This window comes from Alteromonas sp. KUL106 (assembly GCF_009811415.1).
Lineage (GTDB): Bacteria > Pseudomonadota > Gammaproteobacteria > Enterobacterales > Alteromonadaceae > Alteromonas.
In genome coordinates, this window is record NZ_BLIG01000001.1 from 209,089 (window position 1) to 230,207 (window position 21,119).

Consider the following 21,119-nt stretch of genomic DNA (forward strand, 5'->3'; position numbering starts at 1 on the left):
TTTTCACATAGCATTCGGGGCGTATGACTAGCCCCAAAAGAACAAAGCAGGAATACCATGGCTCTTAAAGCGACCATTTTTAAAGCGGACATATCCATAACCGATATGGACCGCAATTACTACAACGACCATAATCTCACTATTGCCCGACATCCATCTGAAAATGATGAGCGAATGATGCTGCGTGTTGTCGCCTTTATTGTTAATGCTCATGAACGTCTACAGTTTACCAAAGGGCTGTCTGACGATGATGTGCCTGACTTATGGCAAAAGAGTTTTAGCGATGAAATAGAACTGTGGGTTGAACTCGGCCAACCATCTGAACAGCGCATCAAAAAGGGCTGTAACCAAAGTCAGCAGATGATGATTTATTCTTACGCTGACAACAGCTTCGACGCTTGGTGGAAGAAAGAGCAAAGCAAACTACAGACAAGAAAGAATTTATCTGTTTATACGTTACCCGCATCGCTTGCCCCAACTTTAGCGAACGCGGTGCACCGCTCTATGCAAATACAAGTGACGATTCAAGATGGGCTAATGTACCTGACCATTGAGGGCGCCGATGTGACACAAAGTGTTGAAGTGTCGATAGAGAAACACCTGTAATGAAAAAACTTTCTGCGGTTCAACAAAAGCAACAGGCTCTTATTATTAATATCGCTGACAGCCTGGAAGCACAAGCACTTGAAGAACTTGAAGGTATGCTGCAGTGTTGGTTCGACGTTCTTTATCATCAATTCCCTGGCTCCCTGCTGCTGCGCTTTCAATTTGAAAGTGAGGAAGCACTGTCACGGGCCACACCCGAATTAAAGAAATGGCAGCGACGATTAAGCGCCGCCCTTTTAAAAAAAGGGGTGGTTTTAAAAGATATGCGCCGCCATTTGACGTTTACAACTGAATCTCCGGAAGAATAAGCTTTTCCATATAAAGTCTACTTACACTTTGTGTTGTAACTAGGCTAGACTGGACGGGTTTAATATTTGGCCGGGCGAGTTTTGATAGCAAAGAGACGCCCTACTGAACACTGTACCCAATAATTAAACACACCATGTTGACCGGCTTTCGAACAAGCCACTATCCCAGCAAAAGGAGCTTCACAATGAAAACTAAAGCAATGGCGTTAGCACTACTACTGTCTTTAATGGGCTGTACAGAATCTAGCGAAGAAACAAAAAGTGATGTAAAAAAAGAGATGGAACAAGCAGGCGAAGCGACTTCTGAAGCTTATGAAGAAGTCAAAGAAGATGCGGCTGATTCTTGGGATGATACCAAAGACGCAACATCTGAAGCGTACGAAGAAGGCAAAGAGATAGCTTCTGATGCCTTTGATGAGGGTAAAGAAATGGCTTCAGACGCATATGAAGATGGCAAGGATATGGCCTCTGATGCGTATGATGCAACAGCTGAAAAAGCGGGTGAATTCAAAGACGCAGCGGCAAAAAAAGCCTATGAAGCTTGCGTAAAAATGAAAGAGCAAATGGGCGGTGACGTTAGCGAGTGTGACGATTAATCGTATTAAGCCAATACTGATTTTAAAGCGAACCTCTGTGTTCGCTTTTTTGTTGTTGAGCTTTGAACAACGAAGCGACTCTATTCACATCCAGCAAGTATTACTGAATCAGAGGTAATGGTGAGAGGTGCAACACGTAGCAATGTGTTTATTCCAAGAATATTGTTGCCCTTTGGAAGCACAGCCACTTCGACCGGCCCCACCTCACATGTATTTCCGATGCGTACCGAGTTAAGTTGATACTGTGACACTTTGAGTATTTTTCCATTCGCCATTCTCGCTGCCGACGTACGGGTAGCCAACAGCTGTTGATTTCGGGTGAGCGCGTCAAAGGTGGCTTGATTCAAGGTTAATAAGCTTGACCCGGTATCCAGTAAAAACGAAGCTTTCACATTAGATTCAAGGGTTGCTTCTAAGTACAAAGTACCGCCTTTGCTTTGCGATAGCGGAATACTCTGCTCTATTGCCGACACAGGTGAGACAAGCCCCAAAACGGGCAGCAATACGATTGAGAGTGACAACGTCATCACTTTTTTTGCTGCTTTAATCACTGTGCCTGCACCACATGCTTTCTATTTGTAGATACAGTTAAACAGCAAGATAAAGACCAAATGGTAATTATCTGATTTATATACACCTGCGTGTATTAGCACCTTTCTAAAGCACTGTATTGGTGCAACCAAGCAACGAAATTTGCACCATACACAGGCATTCTACACGCCTGCACATCGCCATTGTTATACCCAGTATCCCCTGCTCTGATTCAGCAATCATCACAGACAACTGAAACTGATAGTGTATGACTATCACCAATCAGTATTGTTTGAACCAAATTCGTTCATACAATATACGGCAGTAGTATCAATAAGAGGACACGATATGAAATTACGCTACCTTTTAGGTTCGGTTGTAACCGCTATTTCCCTAGGTTTTACCGCTACCGCTACGCAAGCTCTTCCCGCAGTATCTGACGATACGGTGGAAGTGCAGGTCGTAGACTATTCAGGAAAGCCACCGTTTAAACGCCAAACGATTACAATGTCAGTGAGCGACGTGGCGCAATTAGAATCTGTGGGTGAAGAAGCGATTGAGTATGTAGAAGTCAAAGAGGTGATTATGCGCGGTAAGCCTCCTTACCGTCGGGTGACTACCATGATGCCAGTTTATGATGTAGCTCAACTTGAAATGCTAGAGGAACCAGACGAGAAACAAAGACGCGGAACTCGTCCTCCATTCAAACGTCATTAATCTGCGTACATTTTCATTTAAACACTGTACTAGAGCGGTTTACTTTTGCCTGAGTGAACCGCTTTTTTACGCCCGTTTATTGTGAATTCTGTCCTTAAAGAGATAAAGTAAGGAAAACGGCAGAAAAAAGAGATAACAAATGCAGCCTCACGATCACACTCCCCTTGACGATTTTACTGAATACCCAGAAAGCAGTATGCTTTCACGGAGTGCTGATTTTCTGAAAACCATGCAGCGTCGCCACAGCATTAGACACTTTAGCGAAAGAGCGGTAAACAAAACCATTATTGAAAACTGTATCCTTACTGCAGGTTCGGCCCCTAGTGGTGCAAATCATCAACCTTGGCATTTTGCTGCTATTCATTCACCCCAAGTAAAAAAGCAAATACGAGAACAGGCAGAGGCCCATGAACGCGGTTTTTATAATGGTCGTGCGGGGCAACAGTGGCTAGATGATCTTAAGCCATTAGGTACGGATGCGAGTAAACCCTATCTGGAAACGGCGCCTTGGCTTATTGCCGTATTCAGCCAGAAGTATGGCGAAACAGAAACTGGCGAGAAAAGCCAAAACTACTACGTGCACGAATCGGTAGGCATAGCAGTAGGCATGCTGATTACCTCACTTCACAATGCAGGTTTGGCAACCTTGACCCATACGCCAAAACCTATGAACTTTTTAACCGAAGTTTGCCAACGTCCCGATAACGAGCGCGCCTATATGCTCATTATTGCGGGCTATCCGGCAGATAATGCCACCATTCCTCTACACGCCAAGCAGAAAAAGTCACTCAGCGAAATTGCAAGTTTTCTTTGAGGGCTTCGGCGAATCTCGCGCTATTTTAATGAGAGCCCCATTTATGCATGCGCTTTGATAGAAAGCGAGGTTGCCCCTTTCATGCTCTGACTATGGGTTGTCAGAGCTTCTTTGCCTGGCATTCACTGCACCAATAAAGCCGTCGCCCGTTAAACGTCTGTCGTTTGATAAGCGTGGTGCATACTCTGCAAGGTTGCTCTTCACGGTCGAACACCATAAATCGCGTGCCTTCGTAACTGCCGCCTTGCGCTTTTAGCACCTCTCTCAATTCGGTATACACGGTATAGCCACCTGTTTCATAGCTGCGTTTGCATATCGCTAGGGTGTGATGCGCCAAACTGCGTAGCTGCTCATCATCTAGTTGGGAGGGTTTAAGCGAAGGGTGGATACCTGCGGCAAAGAGTATTTCGCTGCGAAGATAGTTACCGAGCCCAGCCATAAAGCGCTGATCCAGATACAAACCACTCAATGCGCGGTTGTTAAACGCTTTTGAGCGTAGTCGCTCTAACACCCGCTCTTCTGTCACCGCATCGTTCAATACATCGGGCCCTACACGCTGTAAAAATGGGTGCTCGTGAATAGTCTGCGTTGGCCACATACTGATGTCAGACGCACTATATAAAATGGCGCTGTGTGTCGCGGTGTGAAGGCCCACTCTGAGCTGACGTGTTGTAGTGGGTATTTCATTGCGTTTGCAGGTATGCCACATGCCGTAAAGTTGATTATGCGAATACATAGAAAGTCCGTTGCTAAAATGGGTAATCAGCGCCTTGCCGCGAGTTTCCATGCGCAAAACACTCTCGCCCTCAAGCTGCTTTGCATAGGGTTTGAGTTGGGCTAAACCAAATTCTACTTTTTCTAGGGGGGTATCTTTTACTGTCGCTTCCACTTTGTCTGCGGCACGACGAATTTCTGGACCTTCAGGCATACTATCTCGGTTAACCTTTTATCTCGTTCAGCCATTAACTGAAATACATCTTAACTTGATAACAATTGAATTGATTAGCTCAATACCCATCTGCGCCCATTTCGGCGGGGCAAAAACAGAATAAAAAAAGGGCTAAGTGCCCTTTCATGTACCTTTAAACCGTCGTTTGTACATCAAAGATCACTCAGCCCTTCTACCTTCATCGAATTGATGAAAAGCGTGAAGCTCAAAACACCAAATTTAGTCGCCTTTGTTTGGCACAATAAGGTATTTGGTGCCCGTTTTTTTGGCGTTATATAAAGCCACATTTTCTGGCTGAAGGGCTTCTTCTAAGCTTAATTCTTTGCTGTACGATGAGGCGAATGTGGTGTTTATTTCGGAGGCGACTTTTTGATAAAGCTCGCCTACGCGCTTTTTATCAAGCTTGCCTAAGAAACGCATTAACAACCAACCGCCAATGCTCCACGTCATACCATAAGCGCGATTTAAAATCGTAGGAGAAAAATCTAGACCGCCGTATATATATACTTGTTTATTGCTGTCAGAGCCGTAGGTATTGAACCCTTTCGCATCCTTACTGCCTGACGCTTCCATCATGGTAAGAATATCGCTTACGAGTTCACCACCACCGATGGCGTCAAATGCTAACGTAGCGCCAGTGCTGTCAATGGCCTGATAAAGTTCAGCTTTAAAATTCTCGCTGCTGGAATCGAGTACAATCTTTGCGCCAATACCTTTCAAAATATCAACCTGCTCTTGGCTACGAACGATATTCACCAGTTCCACACCTTGTTCTAAACAAATTTTATTCAGCATTTGTCCAAGATTCGATGCTGCAGCAGTGTGAACCAGCGCTTTGTGCCCTTCCATACGCATAGTTTCGACCATACCAAGCGCTGTTAACGGGTTCACAAATGACGAAGCCGCTTGCTGCGGGGTTGTGCTATCCATGTGAGGTAAGCAAGCCTGAACAGGCACACATGCAAATTCGGTGTAAGCCGCTCCCGTTAGAATAGAAACGGTTTTTCCCACTAACGCTTGGGCTTCTGAGCTATCACCCGCCGCAACCACCGTGCCCGCACCTTCATTACCAATAGGCAATGTTTGATCAAGACGCGACTTAATGCGGCTCAATAGAGGCTTATGTACTGGTGCAACGAGTGCTTTTTTATCCGCATCAAACGTGGCCTTATCAAGACTCGCGGGGCCAAACATAGGCCACATATCTGATGGGTTGATCGGTGATGCTTCCATACGAACAATCACTTCGTGTGGTTTTGGTTCAGGAACATCCATTTCTTTTAAGGATACCTGTAGTTCACCCTCTGAGGTGATGAGCGTAAATAATTGTTTCGATTTATTCATATTGGCCTCTTTGCCCTGACGATTAAATGCTGAAGTATTGCTAAATTAGCACGCCGACACTATCAGTAAAATTTATATTGCGAATACATATGCGTTTAGATGGTTTATACACCTCTCTTCTTAGATACGTTACACTGCGAGACAAATACACATTACAAACAACGAACAAAAATATGAAAAAGTGCTGTAACTACCTTATTAACGGGCTCTTTATAGGGTTAATTGGCTTGAGCAATGTGGCGTTGGGTAAAAGCGCGCCTTTGGTTTCAATTCCCACTCATGATGCATTTTTCAATGCCATTAAAGCCCACTGTGGTAAAGCATTTGAGGGAAAGGTGAGCAAAGATAATGTGGGCAACACTTTTGGTGACGCTGTGCTTGTGATGCATGTTAGGCAGTGCACAGACTCAGAAATTCATATTCCTTTTCACGTGGGTGACGACGCATCACGCACATGGATTTTAACGAAAACCGGCGCGGGGCTGATGCTAAAGCACGACCATAGAAATAAAGACGGCAGCTTTCACTCTTCAACTATGTATGGAGGTCACACCGTGGATGAAGGCTTTACGCACGTTCAGTCATTCCCAGCAGATGCCTATTCAAAAGCGTTGTTTGTAGAATCAGGTATTGCGGCATCGACAGATAACGTTTGGCAAATGATGATTTACCCTAGCCACTTTAGCTACCGACTAATTCGCCCTGCTCGTGAAGTGCAAGTAGATTTCGACCTCGAAAACCCCATAGCTCAGCCAAGCGCCCCCTGGGGATATGAATAATGGGGTCAGAGTACATTTTCTTATTTAGGAGAGCCAAACAAGCCATTCATTTCATTCTTCCAGCTTGCCCGTTAGCCCAGTTTTGATAGGTACAGGGTTGTAGCCTTTTCTCAATTCACTCATTTTAGTAGAAAGAATTTAGGAAGGAATTTGGTGAAATTATGGCAAGGAAACCTCGTTTGGCTCCCGCAGGCTATCCTCAACACGTCATCCAAAGAGGTAACAATCGCTCAATATGCTTTAAGTGTGAAAACGACTACATCGCCTATATTAGCTGGCTTAAAAAGTTCTCTGCAAAATTTGATGTAGGCATACATGCTTGGGTATTGATGACCAATCATGTTCATTTACTTTGCACACCCAAGCTTGATAACCTTGGCGTAAGCAAAATGATGCAAGCGCTTGGCCGCATGTATGTGAGATACTTTAACCACAAATATGAGCGCTCCGGAACGTTGTGGGAAGGAAGGTTTCATTCCAGTTTGGTCTCTAACGACGAATATCTTCTCACGGTTTATAGATATATCGAGCTGAACCCTGTAAGAGCGAACATGGTCGAAAAGCCGGTTGAATATAAATGGTCAAGCTACAGAATAAATGCGTTAGGCACACCTTCGTCACTGCACAGTCCTCATCCTGTATACCTAAATTTAGGAGCTTCAGAAAACCAGCGTCTTGCCGCTTACCGCGCTCTGTTCGATGATGAACTGCCTCAAACTGACATTGATAAAATTCAAAGCGGTACTCGAAGAGCACTAGTACTGGGAAGCGATACATTTAAACAGCAAATTGAAAACCTAACTGGGCACCGCTTAAAACATGAAGCGTTGGGTAGGCCACCGCAAACAAGTGAGCAGTTAACTGCTGATTGCTCGAAAATAGTTTAATGTACTCTGACCCCATTTTTTTATATCGCGACTTGGAAGCTTATTAATGTACTCTGACCCCGCAATTTTACAGCAGTTGTTTGGATTCTCAGCGTTTCGCGAGGGTCAGAAAGAAGCAGTAGAATCGCTGCTAGGAGGACATTCTACGTTAGCAATATTCCCAACGGGTTCGGGCAAATCATTGTGCTACCAGTATGTTGCTACGCAGTTGCCGCATTTAACCTTAGTGGTTTCGCCCTTATTGGCGCTGATGAAAGATCAGCTCGCGTTTTTACGCAGCAAAGGGATTGATGCAGCCAGTATCGACTCCACTTTAACTCCCGAGCAAAATAAACACGTAATGAACGACGTGCGCTCGGGGCGGTGCAAAATTTTAATGGTGTCAGTCGAGCGCTTTAAGAACGAACGTTTCAGGCAGTTCATTGAGTCAATTCAAGTAAGCATGCTGGTGATCGATGAAGCTCACTGTATCTCCGAGTGGGGGCACAACTTTCGCCCCGACTACTTAAAGCTACCCGCTTATCAAAAAGAGTTAGATATTCCTCTAGTGCTGTTGCTCACAGCTACCGCGACTAAAAAAGTAAAAGAAGATATGGCGTCCCGCTTCAACATCGCCCCTGCTCATATCATTCAAACAGGATTTTATCGACCCAACCTTAATTTGCACGTTCGCCCCGTGCTTGAGGCGAATAAGAATCAAGCGTTGTTCGAAGAAATCCATAAACAACAAGGTGCAGGCATCGTTTACGTGACCCTGCAAAATAGTGCGGAGGACGTAGCTAGACGCTTGCAGCAACAAGGTTTTACCGCAAGCGCATATCACGCTGGGCTGGACAGTGATGTGAGGCAAAAGATTCAACAAGAATTCATGGATAACAAAGTACAAGTTGTTGTAGCGACTATCGCTTTCGGTATGGGTATTGATAAATCGGATATTCGCTTTGTTATTCATTACGACCTGCCGAAGTCTATTGAAAACTATAGTCAAGAAATTGGTAGAGGTGGACGTGACGGCAAAGTAGCAAACTGTACCGTATTGGCGAACCTTGACGGGCTGCTCACTATAGAAAACTTCGTGTACGGGGATACGCCTGATAAAAGCGCCATTGAGCGGGTTATTACAGACATCCAATCGCAAGCCCCTATTGAAGTAAAATCATCTGAACACAACAGCCCGCAATTTTACGAAAAAAACAACATTTACCAGTGGGAAACGCAAATAAATAGCCTATCAAGCGCCAGCAATATTCGTCAGCTTCCACTTAAAACGTTGCTAGTACAGCTTGAACTTGCAAACGTCATTCGCCCTTTGTACGCCTATTTTGCTGAATATAAATTTCGTTTCATTACAGGCAAAGAAGACATTCTCAGGCTGTTTTCAGAAGAACGTTCTCGCTTTTTAGATGCGGTATTCACGCACTCAACGATGAAGAAAGTGTGGGGCGTAGTCAATTTTGACAGTATCTATGAACAATATGGTGCTGAGCGTTCAAGGGTGGTTGCAGCATTAGAATACCTTAACGAACATAACCACATTGAGCTTGCCTCGCGCTTAATCACCGACGTATACCAAGTTAACTACCCACAGCTATGTGCTGAAAACTTAGCAGATAGGATGGCTCATTATTTTGCCGACAACGAACACAAAGAAGTCGAGCGCATAGCCGCCCTTGTAGGCTTCTTTGAGCTTAATTCATGTTTAAGCTATAACTTATCGGCTTACTTTGATGACACAAAAGCACCGAAGGAATGCGGTCACTGTAGCGTATGCTTAGGTAAAGTAGCAAAGCTCGGTTATTCAACCCCTATTCCTTTGCCAGACACTGCGCAAGTAACCGAAGCAGTAACCGCGTTACAAAGCCATTTAAACGGTAAATTTGAAGGCCCTCTTACGTTATCTGTTTATTGCCGTTTCTTAACAGGCATGACCATGCCTTTATTCACGCGCTTCAAAGTGAAACAGGTAAAGGGCTTTGCATGTTGCGAACACTGCCGATATGCGGATGTAAAGGCGGTCGTATCCTCTATCATCGATTAAACAATGGCTTCAATGCTGCAGTAAGCACATGTTCGATTAATAAGTCAAACCGCCCTTTTTTTTCGGCGCCGTTCTTTCGCTTAAAAGCCTGGGGCCATTAATACCAATCCGCGATTACGAACATTTTAACTCTCGCTGAGTGGATAATTATCTGTGCGGACTGGTTTAAGCCATATTATCAATATGTTTTAAGATACTACCAAAAGCGCGGCTACCCACCTTCTGAATTTGCCTATCAAAATATAAGCTGCCCAGAATAAAAATGGCGATATGGCCTTTCGAGCGCCATGTCACATGAGTCTTTCCATCTCGGTCTTCCAAAAGAATCTCGCCCAACTCATGCGCATAGGGTAACGGAGTAGATTTCACAACCTTATAGGCTAACTTGAATGGTGGGTCGTAACAGACTATCTCTTCGTGCAGGATGGAATCGCCAGAAATAATTTCACGAACCGCTCCCACTCCATTTTTCTGTTCATTCCCTTCTTTTAACACATTAGACGTATCGATGGCTTTAAACTGCGAATAATTCGCATGGTCGCTTAATATATCGAACACGGTTTCTATCGGTTTATCTATAGTTCTTTCCACGTTGATTGAAAACATCTTGGCCCTATTCTTTTCATTTTTATTTAACCGTTTTACGGATAGTACATCAGGTTTAACGAATAATTTATTTAAAAAATGATTAGGGCGTGTTGGCCTTTGCTGTGCACTTTGGCAGCAAAGGCCAACACGCCCTAGTCTTTCAGATAGTCTCTAAGGAACATAGTAAATAGTGTGGAACTAATTTATAGTGTGAGAGGATAACAATTGAACAAAAAGTAAGGAAAGATGGCGCTAATTCAGGGAAAAGAACACATTAAAGAAGGCTCACTAGTTGTTGTTGGAACAGGTATCGGTGTTGCGGGCCAAATGACGTTAGCGGCTAAAAGCTATATCGAAAGTGCTGACATTGTATTTATGGGTATCATGAATAAGGTTGGCGAGCATGTGGTTTCCGGTTTAAACCCCAATAGTGTTTCGCTAGACGACCTTTATGAAGAAGGGAAATCTCGTGCTGTCACTTATACTCAAATGGCTGACCGTATTGTGCATGCGGTTGCTGATGGTCAGAAAGTATGTGCCGCGTTTTATGGCCACCCCGGTGTTTTTGTTACTCCCTCTCACGAGGCTATTCGCAGAGTAAAAGCGCTCGGCCTCGAAGCTCACATGTTACCAGGTGTATCCGCAGAGGACTGTTTAATTGCAGATTTAGGGATAGATCCATCGCGTTATGGCTGTCAATCTTATGAAGCATCACAGTTTTTATTCCGAGACTATCGTATTGACCCCCACATGACGCAAATCATCTGGCAAATAGGTTTGGCCGGCGAAGCCACGCTTAGCGTGTTAAATGCCAATCACAGTCAGTCTGGCCTTGCCATGCTGGCCGATATTTTGAGTGAACACTATCCGAGTGATCATGAACTCATTATTTACGAGGCGGCAACGTTGCCTATCTGTGAACCAAAAATACAGAAAGTATTGCTTTGTGAACTGGAGCGCGCTAAACCCACACTTATTTCAACCCTTGTTGTTCCCTCTCTTGGCATGCCGGACTATCGTCAAGACCGCTTAGCTAAGCTCGGATTAACAGAACAACAAGTTATCAACTACCGAAACCCAAGCATAAATTAAAAAGGAAAATAAAATGGCTCAATCTATTGTGGATTTTTTGGTTGAACTCGATACAAATAGCAAACTTATGGAAGCGTACAAAAAAGATCCCGTGGGAACCGCTACCAAATATGGACTGCCTGAGGATGAAATTAAAATCATTGCAGAAAAAAATTGGGATGAACTGTCAAGCCGCTTCGATGACACCAGCAAAACAATCCGTGTCATTAATTATTAGTGAGTAAGCGATAGACATGAAGCATTGGGTCTTGCTCTTGATTGGTGCTATTGCGATAGCAATGGTACTGCCTACCTATGCATTGAATAGTGCATTAAACAATGCTTCACGCACCCAAGAATTATTAAGCGGGTTAAAGGCGCGCGTACAAGAAAATGACCCGTCGGTTGAAAAAACATTTTCTACGTTGAACCAGTTTTTCACCGAGAATCCCGATGAAAAGGGCAAAGCGCGCTTTTTAAATATCAAGGCTTACTACTTCATTTTAAAGCAAGATTATGTGTTGGCATATGAAGCACTTCTGTTAGCGAGAAAGCACGCAAACTTGGTAAATAACTTACCCGCCCTTGCCGAATCATATCGATTAGAAGGTTTAATTTTAGACCTCTCTGGGGAGCATGCTAACGCCTTAGAAGCCATGCACCGGGCTCTCGAAATTTTCAAAGAAGCAGAAAGCGACCGCGTATTACTTGTTTATAGTGCCATGGGCAACGTATACATGTCGCTCAAAAATTACGAATTGATGTTAACGTTTGGGCATCAATATCTCGCGTCTGCGCAACGATTTAACAGCAAGCGAGATGAAGGCGTTGCTTATTTCTTCCAAGGTTATGCACAGCGGGCTCTGGGTAAATACCAAGATGCAAAAGTCAGTTTACTGTTAGCCGAGAGTCTGCTCAAAGAAGTCAATTACCCCTTCATCGGTATTGTATACGGCGCGATGTCTGAACTACATATCGCAGAGGGCAATTATAACGAGGCGCTTAAAAAGTTAAATCAAGCATCAGAAGCAGACAGGCAGGTTGGATTTCGCTACAGCGAGGGATCTCACCTTATCCACTTAGCGAAGATTTATAGAGCGCGGGGAGAGATAGAGCTTGCTATTACTGAACTTGAAGCGGGCCTTGATAAGGACATTATTAAAAACGATAAGGTGTTGTTGCTTGACGTATTAGAACAACTCATCACGCTTCATGAAGAAAACGGAAACTTAGCGCCAGCGCTAAAATACGCAAAGCAATATAAGCAGGCTTACAAAGAGAGTTTTAATGAGCAGCAATCAAGGTTACTAGCACTTAACCGGGTTAGGCTCGCCATTTCTGAAAAAGAAGAAACTATCAAACTGCTTGAAAAAGACAACCAGTTAAAAGAGCAGCGAAACCTAATCCAGAAAAAGAAAAATACTTACCAGCTGTATTTCATCGGTGTGGTTATTCTCTCACTGGTTTTAGTGATAGGTCTGTGGCTTAGAACCCGCCTTCAACGCAAAGCGTTAGATTCGCTTACCCAAGACTTACGAAAGGCAACAAAAGCGAAATCTGACTTTCTTGCACGGATGAGCCATGAAATCCGTACGCCTTTAAACGCGATTATCGGCTTAACTAAGCTGTCTCAGCGGGCGGCAGAAGATAAAGAGCAACAGACAAACCTTATTCAAATAGAAGGCGCGTCGCAAACGCTGCTAAGCGTGATTAACGACATACTCGACTTTTCAAAGATAGAAGCGGGAAAACTAGACATTGAGTCTACGTCATTTAACTTAGATGCTTTGGTCAACCAAACGATCAGACTGCACCAAGCACGGGCAGAAGAGAAGCATATAGAACTTATTCAACACATCTCTCGTGACGTGCCACTGAACTTAATTGGCGATCCGCTTCGCATACAGCAAATCTTAAGCAACCTGGTTAGCAATGCCATTAAATTTACAGAGGATGGTTTGGTTTCAGTGAGCATTCGATGCGCTCAACATGATGGCCATATTCAACTTGAATTTGAAATAAAAGACACGGGCATTGGATTAACCAGTAAGCAACAAGCACTGCTGTTTGAACCCTTCAATCAAGGCGATGAGTCTATATCTAGACGCTATGGCGGCACCGGTCTGGGCTTGGCCATTTGTAAACAACTGGCTACCCTAATGGGAGGGGAAATTTGGGTTGAAAGTCAAATTGGTAAAGGTGCAAGTTTTCACTTCACTGTACTGGCTGACGTCGATCCTTCGCAGCAAATTGTTTCTCCGTCAAATCAGCTAGCCGCACTAAAAGTGCTAATTGCTGATGACATTAGTGCTTCGCGGGATGCGATATCCGAGGCTTTATCCATTTGCAACATTAAAGCGGACGTAGCAGCAGGAGGAAAAGAAGCGGTTTCAAAAATCCGGGCAGCAACTCGCAATAGTGAGCCGTATGACATACTCATTTTAGACTGGAACATGCCAGATATTGATGGCCTAGAAGTGGCTGCCATTATGAATCAAGAAATGCCGGTAAAGTCGCCTAAAGTTATAATGCTCTATGCGTTTGAGTCACCTGATATGCGCCAACAAGCGAAACAGCTTGGCATTAACACCTTTATTAAAAAGCCGTTCAGCACTAGTGAGCTCGTTGATAGGCTTCAAGAACTCTGCTTAAACGTTAACAACAAATCCTTGCCAGCAGACTCTGCGCCTGTGCCAAATTTACGCGGCACGAAAATTCTTTTTGTTGAAGACAACGCGCTCAATCAAAAAGTCGCGCTTGGATTATTGTCTGACACTCACGCCACAATTGAAGTAGTAAATAATGGCTTAGAAGCACTGGATACTCTTCGTAAGGATAGCTCGTTCGACGTAGTGCTAATGGATATCCAAATGCCAGTCATGGACGGGTTAACCGCAACTAGGCGAATTAGACAGGAGTTACACCTCCGGTTGCCTATAATTGCGATGACGGCCCATGCTATGCAGCAGGACATTGATAAAAGTTTAGAAGCGGGCATGGACGGCCATATTAATAAACCCGTGGATCCAAATCGCTTCTTTGATGTACTGGTTGAGATCTTAGATAAGCAACAAACGTCGGCAACCGCGGAGGTTGTTGAAGAGCCTTTGGCAGCCCCCACCCCGCTGAGTTTCATTGATAAGCAGCAAGCTATGCAAACGCTACTCAACGACGACGCGTTATACCGCGATTTGTTACGGGACTTTGCTGCTCTGAAGGATAACTTAGACGCCCTTCGCACAGCCATAGATAAAAAAGACTACCCTTCGATCGTTAGATTAGTACATATCTACGTGACCGCACTCAAATACATTGGCGCCTTTTCCCTAGCAGAATTGGCCAGCTCTGTAGAACGCACTGTAAACCGGAACGAACACTATACAACTAAAGGATTTAGTGAGCAGTTAGAGACCTTATATAAGGAGCTAGTGGAAATGAGCACAAAGATTGAGGAAAGTATTAGCAATTAATCTCGCTAACTATTCTGGATGTGAGCCTGCACCAACGGTGCAGACATCAATAAACAAAAAAAATAGCGCAAAGCTAGACTTTAATTCTCATCAGCGCCTTGCGAAGCATATTCATTTTTCATCAGCCATGCATAGGCAGTGATGAACGCTGACTCTTGGAACTGTTTTAGACCCGTTTCAGAGAATGGCACTGCCAACGGATTTCTTCTTAGCGATTCTTTTATGTCAGTAGGGCTGAACACGACGACCTCTAGCCCATCAATCAATTCAATCGCAGCCTCTAGCTTGAAGCCAATCGCACTACCCGCAAATTTGCCTTTGCTTTGACGCTGCCGAATTATCACCGCATCAACTTTGTAGTCTTCGATGAGTTTAGCGAACGTGCTTTGAAAGCTTTTCAGCCCTTTTGCACTGGTATCCGCAAGCGTCAAACGACGCGTGCGGCAATCAGGTATGTGAAACAAGCCATCAGCTAGTGACACCAAACTAATTATCGCTTCATTACCTTTTAAATCTATACCACAGACTTTCATAGTTATTCCCAATTACGTTTGTCTGCCATTATAGCGTGTTTCGCTCGCGATATTTACCTGCACATACTTTTCTTTCACTCTCTTATGCCAAACGCTGCGATAATAAAGCGTTCTCATGCACCGTTATTTCGCAGAGGAAAGTTGTATTAAACGCCCGCCCTCTTTATCTTCGAGCACGTAGATATTGCCGTTGTTATCCTGTTCGACTTCGCGCACACGCTTGCCCCATTCATATCGTTCAGCTTCCTCGACAAGCCATTTCCCCTCGTCGTCTTTATCCATAGCAACGCGAACTAGCGCCTTTGACGACAAACCACCAATGAAACCGCTCCCCTTCCAATCACTGAACTTATCGCCTTTATAAATAATAAACCCAGCTGGGCTGATAGCCGGCACCCACGCTAACTCGGGCGATTTGAAAATAGGAATGTCTTCATGATTAGGAATTTTCACGCCTGAATAATGATCACCTTGGGACACCGTTGGGTAACCATAGTTTCGGCCTCTTTCAATGATATTTAATTCATCTCCATGTCGCGGCCCCATTTCATGGGCCCATAAGTTACCTTGCTCATCAAAATCTATACCTAGTGGATTGCGATGGCCCAATGTCCAAATTTGTTCGGTCACCTTGCCTTGCCCATAAAACGGGTTATCTTCCGGCACACTACCATCAGCATGTAAACGCACAATTTTTCCTAAGTTCATCGCCATGTTTTGGGCCGGCGTAAATTTTTGGCGCTCGCCTGAGGTAATAAACAAATAGCCATCAGGTGAAAACGCCATGCGATGTGAATAGTGACCATTACCTGTCATTTTCGGTGCCTGACGCCAAATCAACTTTCTATCGGACAGCTCAGCGCCACTATCGGTAATAGTGAGGGTTGCACGCTCTATCACCGCGCCGCTGAGTGCATCGTCTTCTTCATCGCGCTCAACATAAGAAATATAAATTGTACTGTTAGATGCAAAGTCAGGATGGACAATGACATCACCCAACCCGCCCTGCCCGCGAGCATCAACGCTTGGTACATTGCTTACAGAAAAACGCTTTCGCTGATTTTCATCAAGAAGCCACAGCGTGCCCGTTTTCTCGGTCACCAAGCTATGTCCATCTGGCAAAAAAGTCATCGCCCATGGGTTGTCAAAAGATGACTTCACATTGCCAATAACGGTAGTACCGTTGCTGCCTTTCATCGTAATTTGTTTAGATGAATCTGACTGGGCAAAGCTAAAAAATGAAGAAGCGAAAAGCGTGACCAATAGTGCGGTTTTATGACTTAACCTGTTTTTATGCGTACTTGTTGTTTGCATCGAAGTTCTAACCTTTTTGAGGGTTTGCGTACCACTGGTTCCACATTGACGTGTTTGCTAGTCGTCAACGTGCGGCGCAAAGGGTTTGTAATAAAAATTATTACGCAGATTTAACAAGTAGGGTTTATATTATCGACTTCATTTCTTTAGTCGTATTTTTCTTTTATCGTTGCGATAAGAAAACAGTACTGGCTGCTTTGATTCTCCCCTGCTTAAGTGACTTCCTATATGCTCTTCAACACCCTTAACTTTCTTTAATGAAGCTATGCTTTACTTAAACACCGCCTGTGTTACTTTCGCTTTAGTTTTAGCAACGAAAGTAAGGAGGTGATCATATGTCGAGAGTTAAGGTATTTGAACAGGCAGCTATGAGTGAGGGTCGTTCTAGCTAACCCCTTTAACGCAATTGCTCTAGAAGGCTGTCTAATTCAGCCCAGCTCGGAAAGCCGCTTCACGTTGCTGAATGCGGCTTTTTTCTTTTTATGACTTAGTGCTAGCTCTTTGTTATTCGTCTAGTCTTTTATTAATTAATTTAAGAATATGCACGCTTGCTTACGAAAGTCTCAAGCGCTATCACCACTGAATAATAGTGTACGCGCTTTTTTTAATTCTATTGTTGTTATTGCCAATACATTTTCTATCGGTTCGGGTTTATGCAAATAGTACCCTTGTGCGTAATCAACACCCAACTCTGTGACACGATTGAGCACTTCTGCACTGTCAACAAACTCTGCAACGGTATCTAATTGTCGTAGCTTTGCTATTTCCACAAATGCTTTTACCGCAACCTCGTCCATAGGGTCAGTCAAAATATCTCGCACAAATTGACCGTCTATTTTTAACTGCTCGACGTCTAGATTCTTAAGATAACCAAATGAAGACGAACCCGCCCCAAAATCATCTAGGGATATTTTTATACCAATGCTGCGGAGGCTATCAACAAAACTCGCGGCATCAGCAATAGAGCGAATTGCGACTGTTTCGGTTATCTCAAAGCACAACCTTTTCAGAATATCAGCATTCGTTTGGCGGAGAAGTTCAAGCAATTTCTTATGGAATTTTCGGTCTCCTACTGATTGACCTGACAAGTTAACATGCACCTGGGAAATAGAACTCAAGTTGGCGTGATTTTCTAATGTTGCAATTACCCGTTCGACCACATGAATATCAATCCGACTGGCGAGATAGTAACGTTCTGCAACAGGCAAAAAAGTGCCAGGCGACACCCAACCGGATTTGCCATCGGGCAACCGCAATAATACCTCCATGCACAAATTTTTATCCGATGAGCGAACAGGCACAATTCGCTGAGCAAACAAAACAAATTGGTTATTATCTATGGCGTACTCGATACGCGTTGCCCAACCCATTTCAGTATGGCGTTGTTGAATATCTTGGTCGCTCTCTCTCCACACATGTACGCGGTTTCTACCAGCATCTTTTGCGGCATAACATGCCCTGTCAGCCGCTTGCATCAACTCAGTGCTGCTCTGCCATTGTCCCTTTACGGGCACCAAACCTATACTGGCACCAATGCGAAAGCTTTTGCCATCGTGTATGTATCGGTATTCATCCACCGCGTGACAGAGCGACTTGGCAATATGATTGGCTTTCTTTTCATCACAGCCAACGAGTATTATTGCGAACTCATCCCCCCCTAACCGCGCGATAAAGTCACTGGCGCGGATATGTTGAGTGAGTAGATGACTTATCTGCTGCAATAATTCGTCACCAGCCGAGTGACCGCAGGTATCGTTAACAATTTTGAACTGGTCTAAATCGACGAAGAGTACACCGTGAAGGCCTGATTCTGAAGAACTGTCAGACACCAACCGATTTATTCTTGCTTCAAACTCTGTTCGGTTGAAGAGGCCTGTAAGCGGATCATGCGTGGCTCGATAGCTCATTTCATCGCCAATCCGCCGTTGCTCTGTGACATCGTGAAATACCATGACTGCCCCCATCATCTGACCATCTTCAGAAATAATGGGCGCTGCGGAGTCTGCAATGCCGTATTCAGTGCCTTCGCGAGAAATCAGCAAAGTGTGGTTTGCCAATCCCATTATGCGCTTCTCTCGCAAACAGCTATCGACTGGGTTTTCAACGGTTATTCGTGTTTTTTCGTTAACGATGTTGAAAACGTCACTAAGCTGCCTACCCATAGCTTCATCAACCATCCATCCTGTCATCTGCTGGGCTATAGGGTTCATCCATGTGACCACGCCATAGGCGTCGGTGGTGATGACCGCATCGCCAATTGATTTGAGTGTAACGCGTAAAAGTTCATGCTGCTTGGTCAGTTGAGATTTAAGTAACTTGGTATTGGTAATGTCTTGAAACACGCCAAAAAGTCGAACACACTCGCCGTCTACAAAATCAGGTCTGCCTAAGGCCCGCACCCAAATTGCGCGCCCCTTCGCTGTAATCACCTCAAGTTCTAAATCCCAAGGTTCACCTTGCTCAATGCCGCGTGTGACCGCTTCAGTGATTGCTTTTCGGCTTGCCCCTTCCTTATAAAACTCGATGCCTGAATCCAAGCTAGGTTCATAATCCAGCGATACTTCGTGGATTCGCTTAGTCTGATCACTCCACTTAATATCCTGTGTTCGCACATCAAATTCCCATGTGCCTATGTCGGCGGTTTTCTCTAACTCGTTCAGCAAATCAGCTTGTTTTTCAAACCCGCGTTTCTGTTGCTGTTCATACTCCACCTGCTGCCGTTCATGCTGCTTTAACGCAGTGACATCCGTATGTGCTCCTAGCATGCGGATCGGGTTGCCATGCTCATCCCGAATAGCCATCCCGCGGCAACGAATCCACACAGTGTGCCCATCTTTATGTCGATAACGCACCAATTGGTCGTAAGCATGTGAGGGGTTTTCACAGTGTCGTTGGAAGTTCTCTATCGCTACTTTTAAATCGTCCTGGTTAATAATGTCTTGCCATTCAGACGCGAGGTGCTTTTTCGTTGCGGGATCGTAGCCCAAGGTAGCCCAAAATGATTCGCTCATCCACTCGTGTTCTGGGTGTTCTAAATCCCAGTACCACAACCCATCAAGTGATGACTTTTCGATAAAATCAAAAATACGAGGATCATGCTTGAGTTTAATCAATAACTCTTCATGCAGGCGATGACTGGAAGCATCGGTGGGTTGTTGAGGCATTTGGAACCTTCTCTAAAAGCGACTTCGAATCAATATTTTACTTTTAGCCCCTTGAGACTACTCGAGTTATTGCGCTAATTCCAATCTTATATACCCCCCATTTAAAGTAGCACGTACACAGAACCTTCAACATTTTGAACAAGCGTTTCATCATTACTGAACAATAATAAAACGTCCTTTGATTACTGTTGAGCAAAACGTTTATGCCTTATTTTCTCAATATTACTTCTTAATTAAAGATAGCGCTGCATTCGACATTTGCAAACGAGATGTTAAACGTTTACTCACTAAATTCAATTAGCAGCTACCTTATAAAGGAAAAAGGGCATTACAGACGCAAGCTTAGTAACTAATGTTGATTTGCTCGGCCCTGGTAATAGCTTTCAATTACGCCTCTACGGAAATACACACAAGCGTTAGCGCTTAGCAATGACGAAAACGTTGAAAACAATGCGTATAAAACGCGGTTAATCAACTTAAAGAATAAAATTGAAGAAGGTATTGAGGAGTGAAATTTTAGTCCTGCTACCTCAGTAATTTACATATAAAGCGCAATTTATGCACTTGCATTTTTTTGCTTAGGTATTTAGTTGTCAGCGCGCCAAGCCTTAACAACTCATAAACAAAAGTTAAAAATTATTGTCTTAAAATCAGCCGCATATCACTAAAAACTGCTGTCTATATAAAAGTATAATTTCGCTAGCAGTTTAAGAGGTATAAGACATGAGCAAAAACAGAGAAAAAGTGAGTAAAGAAACCGCCAAAGTTGTAGCCACAATGATGATTCCAATGGTCGGGCTAGGCCTATTATGTTTATCAATAGGCGTTTATTTGATGAATAACGTGTTTACTGGAATTTAAGACTACAACAAAGCCCAGCGCATACGACAGTATGCGTTGGGGTTGTAAGCAGAGTGAGTTGCAGTAAATACACACTACCCAAAGAAGTTAAAGCAAATCTTATTGCCATCTAAGTCGCGCACATACGCACCGTAAAACAGTTTTGGAACACGCTGCCCCGGTTCACCGTCGCACGTAGCGCCAAGTGAGAGTGCTTTTTGGTACATGGCGTCTACTTTCTCTTTGCTACCCGGCGCTATTGCAAACATATTGCCGTTACCCGGATGCGGATCTTGTTCGTCATAAGGAATACAAACGGCCACCATCGGCTCTTTCATGTTCTTCCCAATGTACTTAATTCTGTCCATATTAACCAAGCGCTTAACGCCAAAATCTTCTAGTAGTTTCTCGTAAAACTGTGCAGCAGCTTCAATGTCTTTTGTGCCTAATGTGATGTAATTAATCATTGCGAACCCTTTTTGATTGCTTTTGTCATTTGCCAAATAGTTACGGAAAACAAGGGGAAAAGTTCGCACTGTTAGCTTCAATCAATAGGAGCTTATGTGTAAC

The 21,119-nt window shown here is 44.0% G+C and carries 20 protein-coding genes; 12 read left to right on the top strand and 8 right to left on the bottom strand.

The window, feature by feature from the left end:
* Positions 1 to 57 precede the first annotated feature (57 nt).
* From GVO63_RS00855 to GVO63_RS00865, 3 genes are all read left to right on the top strand, one after another.
* A complete protein-coding gene (locus tag GVO63_RS00855) occupies positions 58 to 606 on the top strand; it encodes a YaeQ family protein (protein WP_159577760.1) in 549 nt (182 codons plus the stop codon).
* Positions 606 to 914 (top strand): hypothetical protein, encoded by a 309-nt coding sequence (locus GVO63_RS00860; protein ID WP_159577761.1) that lies wholly within the window; start codon positions 606 to 608, stop codon positions 912 to 914. Before GVO63_RS00855 ends, GVO63_RS00860 begins: the two co-directional genes overlap by 1 nt.
* A gap of 185 nt (positions 915 to 1,099) precedes the next feature.
* On the top strand, positions 1,100 to 1,510 hold the full coding sequence (locus GVO63_RS00865) for a hypothetical protein (RefSeq protein ID WP_159577762.1): 411 nt from the start codon (positions 1,100 to 1,102) through the stop codon (positions 1,508 to 1,510).
* A gap of 80 nt (positions 1,511 to 1,590) precedes the next feature.
* On the opposite strand, the gene GVO63_RS00870 is transcribed toward GVO63_RS00865, so the two are convergent.
* Positions 1,591 to 2,061 (bottom strand): TIGR02281 family clan AA aspartic protease, encoded by a 471-nt coding sequence (locus GVO63_RS00870; protein ID WP_236552021.1) that lies wholly within the window; start codon positions 2,059 to 2,061, stop codon positions 1,591 to 1,593.
* Positions 2,062 to 2,389: 328 nt separating this feature from the next.
* Between GVO63_RS00870 and GVO63_RS00875 the strand changes: the two genes are divergently transcribed.
* Together GVO63_RS00875 and GVO63_RS00880 are read left to right on the top strand one after the other, a co-directional pair.
* Positions 2,390 to 2,758 carry a hypothetical protein gene (locus GVO63_RS00875; protein ID WP_159493843.1) on the top strand — a complete coding sequence of 123 codons (369 nt, stop codon included), beginning with the start codon at positions 2,390 to 2,392 and terminating at the stop codon, positions 2,756 to 2,758.
* Between the two features lie 139 nt (positions 2,759 to 2,897).
* Positions 2,898 to 3,572, top strand: coding sequence for a nitroreductase family protein (locus tag GVO63_RS00880; protein WP_159577763.1), 675 nt, complete (start codon positions 2,898 to 2,900; stop codon positions 3,570 to 3,572).
* 100 nt (positions 3,573 to 3,672) lie between these two features.
* Here GVO63_RS00880 and nei read toward each other — a convergent pair whose 3' ends face one another.
* Both nei and GVO63_RS00890 read right to left on the bottom strand, forming a co-directional pair.
* Positions 3,673 to 4,500 carry an endonuclease VIII gene (gene nei, locus GVO63_RS00885; RefSeq protein WP_159577764.1) on the bottom strand — a complete coding sequence of 276 codons (828 nt, stop codon included), beginning with the start codon at positions 4,498 to 4,500 and terminating at the stop codon, positions 3,673 to 3,675.
* A gap of 240 nt (positions 4,501 to 4,740) precedes the next feature.
* Positions 4,741 to 5,865 carry a zinc-binding dehydrogenase gene (locus tag GVO63_RS00890; RefSeq protein ID WP_159577765.1) on the bottom strand — a complete coding sequence of 375 codons (1,125 nt, stop codon included), beginning with the start codon at positions 5,863 to 5,865 and terminating at the stop codon, positions 4,741 to 4,743.
* Between the two features lie 173 nt (positions 5,866 to 6,038).
* Between GVO63_RS00890 and GVO63_RS00895 the strand changes: the two genes are divergently transcribed.
* The 3 genes from GVO63_RS00895 to GVO63_RS00905 all read left to right on the top strand — a co-directional run bounded on the left by GVO63_RS00895 (position 6,039) and on the right by GVO63_RS00905 (position 9,569).
* The gene (locus GVO63_RS00895) at positions 6,039 to 6,644 is read left to right on the top strand and encodes a hypothetical protein (protein WP_159577766.1); all 606 of its coding nucleotides are present in this window, start codon (positions 6,039 to 6,041) and stop codon (positions 6,642 to 6,644) included.
* A 161-nt stretch (positions 6,645 to 6,805) separates the two neighbouring features.
* The gene (locus GVO63_RS00900) at positions 6,806 to 7,531 is read left to right on the top strand and encodes a transposase (protein WP_159577767.1); all 726 of its coding nucleotides are present in this window, start codon (positions 6,806 to 6,808) and stop codon (positions 7,529 to 7,531) included.
* Between the two features lie 46 nt (positions 7,532 to 7,577).
* Complete coding sequence (locus GVO63_RS00905; protein WP_159577768.1) at positions 7,578 to 9,569, top strand: ATP-dependent DNA helicase RecQ; 1,992 nt, start codon at positions 7,578 to 7,580, stop codon at positions 9,567 to 9,569.
* 165 nt (positions 9,570 to 9,734) lie between these two features.
* Here the strand turns inward: GVO63_RS00905 and GVO63_RS00910 are convergent, their stop codons facing one another.
* Complete coding sequence (locus GVO63_RS00910; protein ID WP_159493850.1) at positions 9,735 to 10,175, bottom strand: SRPBCC family protein; 441 nt, start codon at positions 10,173 to 10,175, stop codon at positions 9,735 to 9,737.
* Positions 10,176 to 10,403: 228 nt separating this feature from the next.
* Between GVO63_RS00910 and GVO63_RS00915 the strand changes: the two genes are divergently transcribed.
* From GVO63_RS00915 to GVO63_RS00925, 3 genes are read left to right on the top strand one after another with little or no spacing between them, the layout of a single operon-like run.
* A complete protein-coding gene (locus GVO63_RS00915; protein WP_159577769.1) occupies positions 10,404 to 11,249 on the top strand; it encodes an SAM-dependent methyltransferase in 846 nt (281 codons plus the stop codon).
* Positions 11,250 to 11,262: 13 nt separating this feature from the next.
* Positions 11,263 to 11,466, top strand: coding sequence for a hypothetical protein (locus GVO63_RS00920; RefSeq protein ID WP_159577770.1), 204 nt, complete (start codon positions 11,263 to 11,265; stop codon positions 11,464 to 11,466).
* Positions 11,467 to 11,482: 16 nt separating this feature from the next.
* Positions 11,483 to 14,698 carry a response regulator gene (locus GVO63_RS00925; protein WP_236552022.1) on the top strand — a complete coding sequence of 1,072 codons (3,216 nt, stop codon included), beginning with the start codon at positions 11,483 to 11,485 and terminating at the stop codon, positions 14,696 to 14,698.
* 80 nt (positions 14,699 to 14,778) lie between these two features.
* Here the strand turns inward: GVO63_RS00925 and GVO63_RS00930 are convergent, their stop codons facing one another.
* The 3 genes from GVO63_RS00930 to GVO63_RS00940 form a co-directional block, all read right to left on the bottom strand.
* Complete coding sequence (locus GVO63_RS00930; RefSeq protein ID WP_159577771.1) at positions 14,779 to 15,231, bottom strand: DUF3010 family protein; 453 nt, start codon at positions 15,229 to 15,231, stop codon at positions 14,779 to 14,781.
* Positions 15,232 to 15,354: 123 nt separating this feature from the next.
* Positions 15,355 to 16,545, bottom strand: coding sequence for a PQQ-dependent sugar dehydrogenase (locus GVO63_RS00935; RefSeq protein ID WP_159577772.1), 1,191 nt, complete (start codon positions 16,543 to 16,545; stop codon positions 15,355 to 15,357).
* A gap of 563 nt (positions 16,546 to 17,108) precedes the next feature.
* The gene (locus GVO63_RS00940; RefSeq protein ID WP_159577773.1) at positions 17,109 to 19,709 is read right to left on the bottom strand and encodes an EAL domain-containing protein; all 2,601 of its coding nucleotides are present in this window, start codon (positions 19,707 to 19,709) and stop codon (positions 17,109 to 17,111) included.
* A gap of 723 nt (positions 19,710 to 20,432) precedes the next feature.
* Here GVO63_RS00940 and GVO63_RS00945 point away from each other — a divergent pair.
* Positions 20,433 to 20,570 (top strand): hypothetical protein, encoded by a 138-nt coding sequence (locus GVO63_RS00945; RefSeq protein WP_159495068.1) that lies wholly within the window; start codon positions 20,433 to 20,435, stop codon positions 20,568 to 20,570.
* Positions 20,571 to 20,644: 74 nt separating this feature from the next.
* Here GVO63_RS00945 and GVO63_RS00950 read toward each other — a convergent pair whose 3' ends face one another.
* Positions 20,645 to 21,016, bottom strand: a complete 372-nt coding sequence (locus tag GVO63_RS00950; protein WP_071815601.1) for a VOC family protein — start codon at positions 21,014 to 21,016, stop codon at positions 20,645 to 20,647.
* Between the last annotated feature and the right edge of the window lie 103 nt (positions 21,017 to 21,119).

Excerpts from the sequence above, each read along its gene's own strand:
- GVO63_RS00855 (WP_159577760.1), top strand. The coding sequence starts at position 58 with ATGGCTCTTAAAGCGACCATTTTTAAAGCGGACATATCCATAACCGAT.
- GVO63_RS00860 (WP_159577761.1), top strand. The coding sequence starts at position 606 with ATGAAAAAACTTTCTGCGGTTCAACAAAAGCAACAGGCTCTTATTATT.
- GVO63_RS00865 (WP_159577762.1), top strand. The coding sequence starts at position 1,100 with ATGAAAACTAAAGCAATGGCGTTAGCACTACTACTGTCTTTAATGGGC.
- GVO63_RS00875 (WP_159493843.1), top strand. The coding sequence starts at position 2,390 with ATGAAATTACGCTACCTTTTAGGTTCGGTTGTAACCGCTATTTCCCTA.
- GVO63_RS00880 (WP_159577763.1), top strand. The coding sequence starts at position 2,898 with ATGCAGCCTCACGATCACACTCCCCTTGACGATTTTACTGAATACCCA.
- nei (WP_159577764.1), bottom strand. The coding sequence starts at position 4,500 with ATGCCTGAAGGTCCAGAAATTCGTCGTGCCGCAGACAAAGTGGAAGCG.
- GVO63_RS00890 (WP_159577765.1), bottom strand. The coding sequence starts at position 5,865 with ATGAATAAATCGAAACAATTATTTACGCTCATCACCTCAGAGGGTGAA.
- GVO63_RS00895 (WP_159577766.1), top strand. The coding sequence starts at position 6,039 with ATGAAAAAGTGCTGTAACTACCTTATTAACGGGCTCTTTATAGGGTTA.
- GVO63_RS00900 (WP_159577767.1), top strand. The coding sequence starts at position 6,806 with ATGGCAAGGAAACCTCGTTTGGCTCCCGCAGGCTATCCTCAACACGTC.
- GVO63_RS00905 (WP_159577768.1), top strand. The coding sequence starts at position 7,578 with ATGTACTCTGACCCCGCAATTTTACAGCAGTTGTTTGGATTCTCAGCG.
- GVO63_RS00910 (WP_159493850.1), bottom strand. The coding sequence starts at position 10,175 with ATGTTTTCAATCAACGTGGAAAGAACTATAGATAAACCGATAGAAACC.
- GVO63_RS00915 (WP_159577769.1), top strand. The coding sequence starts at position 10,404 with ATGGCGCTAATTCAGGGAAAAGAACACATTAAAGAAGGCTCACTAGTT.
- GVO63_RS00920 (WP_159577770.1), top strand. The coding sequence starts at position 11,263 with ATGGCTCAATCTATTGTGGATTTTTTGGTTGAACTCGATACAAATAGC.
- GVO63_RS00925 (WP_236552022.1), top strand. The coding sequence starts at position 11,483 with ATGAAGCATTGGGTCTTGCTCTTGATTGGTGCTATTGCGATAGCAATG.
- GVO63_RS00930 (WP_159577771.1), bottom strand. The coding sequence starts at position 15,231 with ATGAAAGTCTGTGGTATAGATTTAAAAGGTAATGAAGCGATAATTAGT.
- GVO63_RS00935 (WP_159577772.1), bottom strand. The coding sequence starts at position 16,545 with ATGCAAACAACAAGTACGCATAAAAACAGGTTAAGTCATAAAACCGCA.
- GVO63_RS00940 (WP_159577773.1), bottom strand. The coding sequence starts at position 19,709 with ATGCCTCAACAACCCACCGATGCTTCCAGTCATCGCCTGCATGAAGAG.
- GVO63_RS00945 (WP_159495068.1), top strand. The coding sequence starts at position 20,433 with ATGAGCAAAAACAGAGAAAAAGTGAGTAAAGAAACCGCCAAAGTTGTA.
- GVO63_RS00950 (WP_071815601.1), bottom strand. The coding sequence starts at position 21,016 with ATGATTAATTACATCACATTAGGCACAAAAGACATTGAAGCTGCTGCA.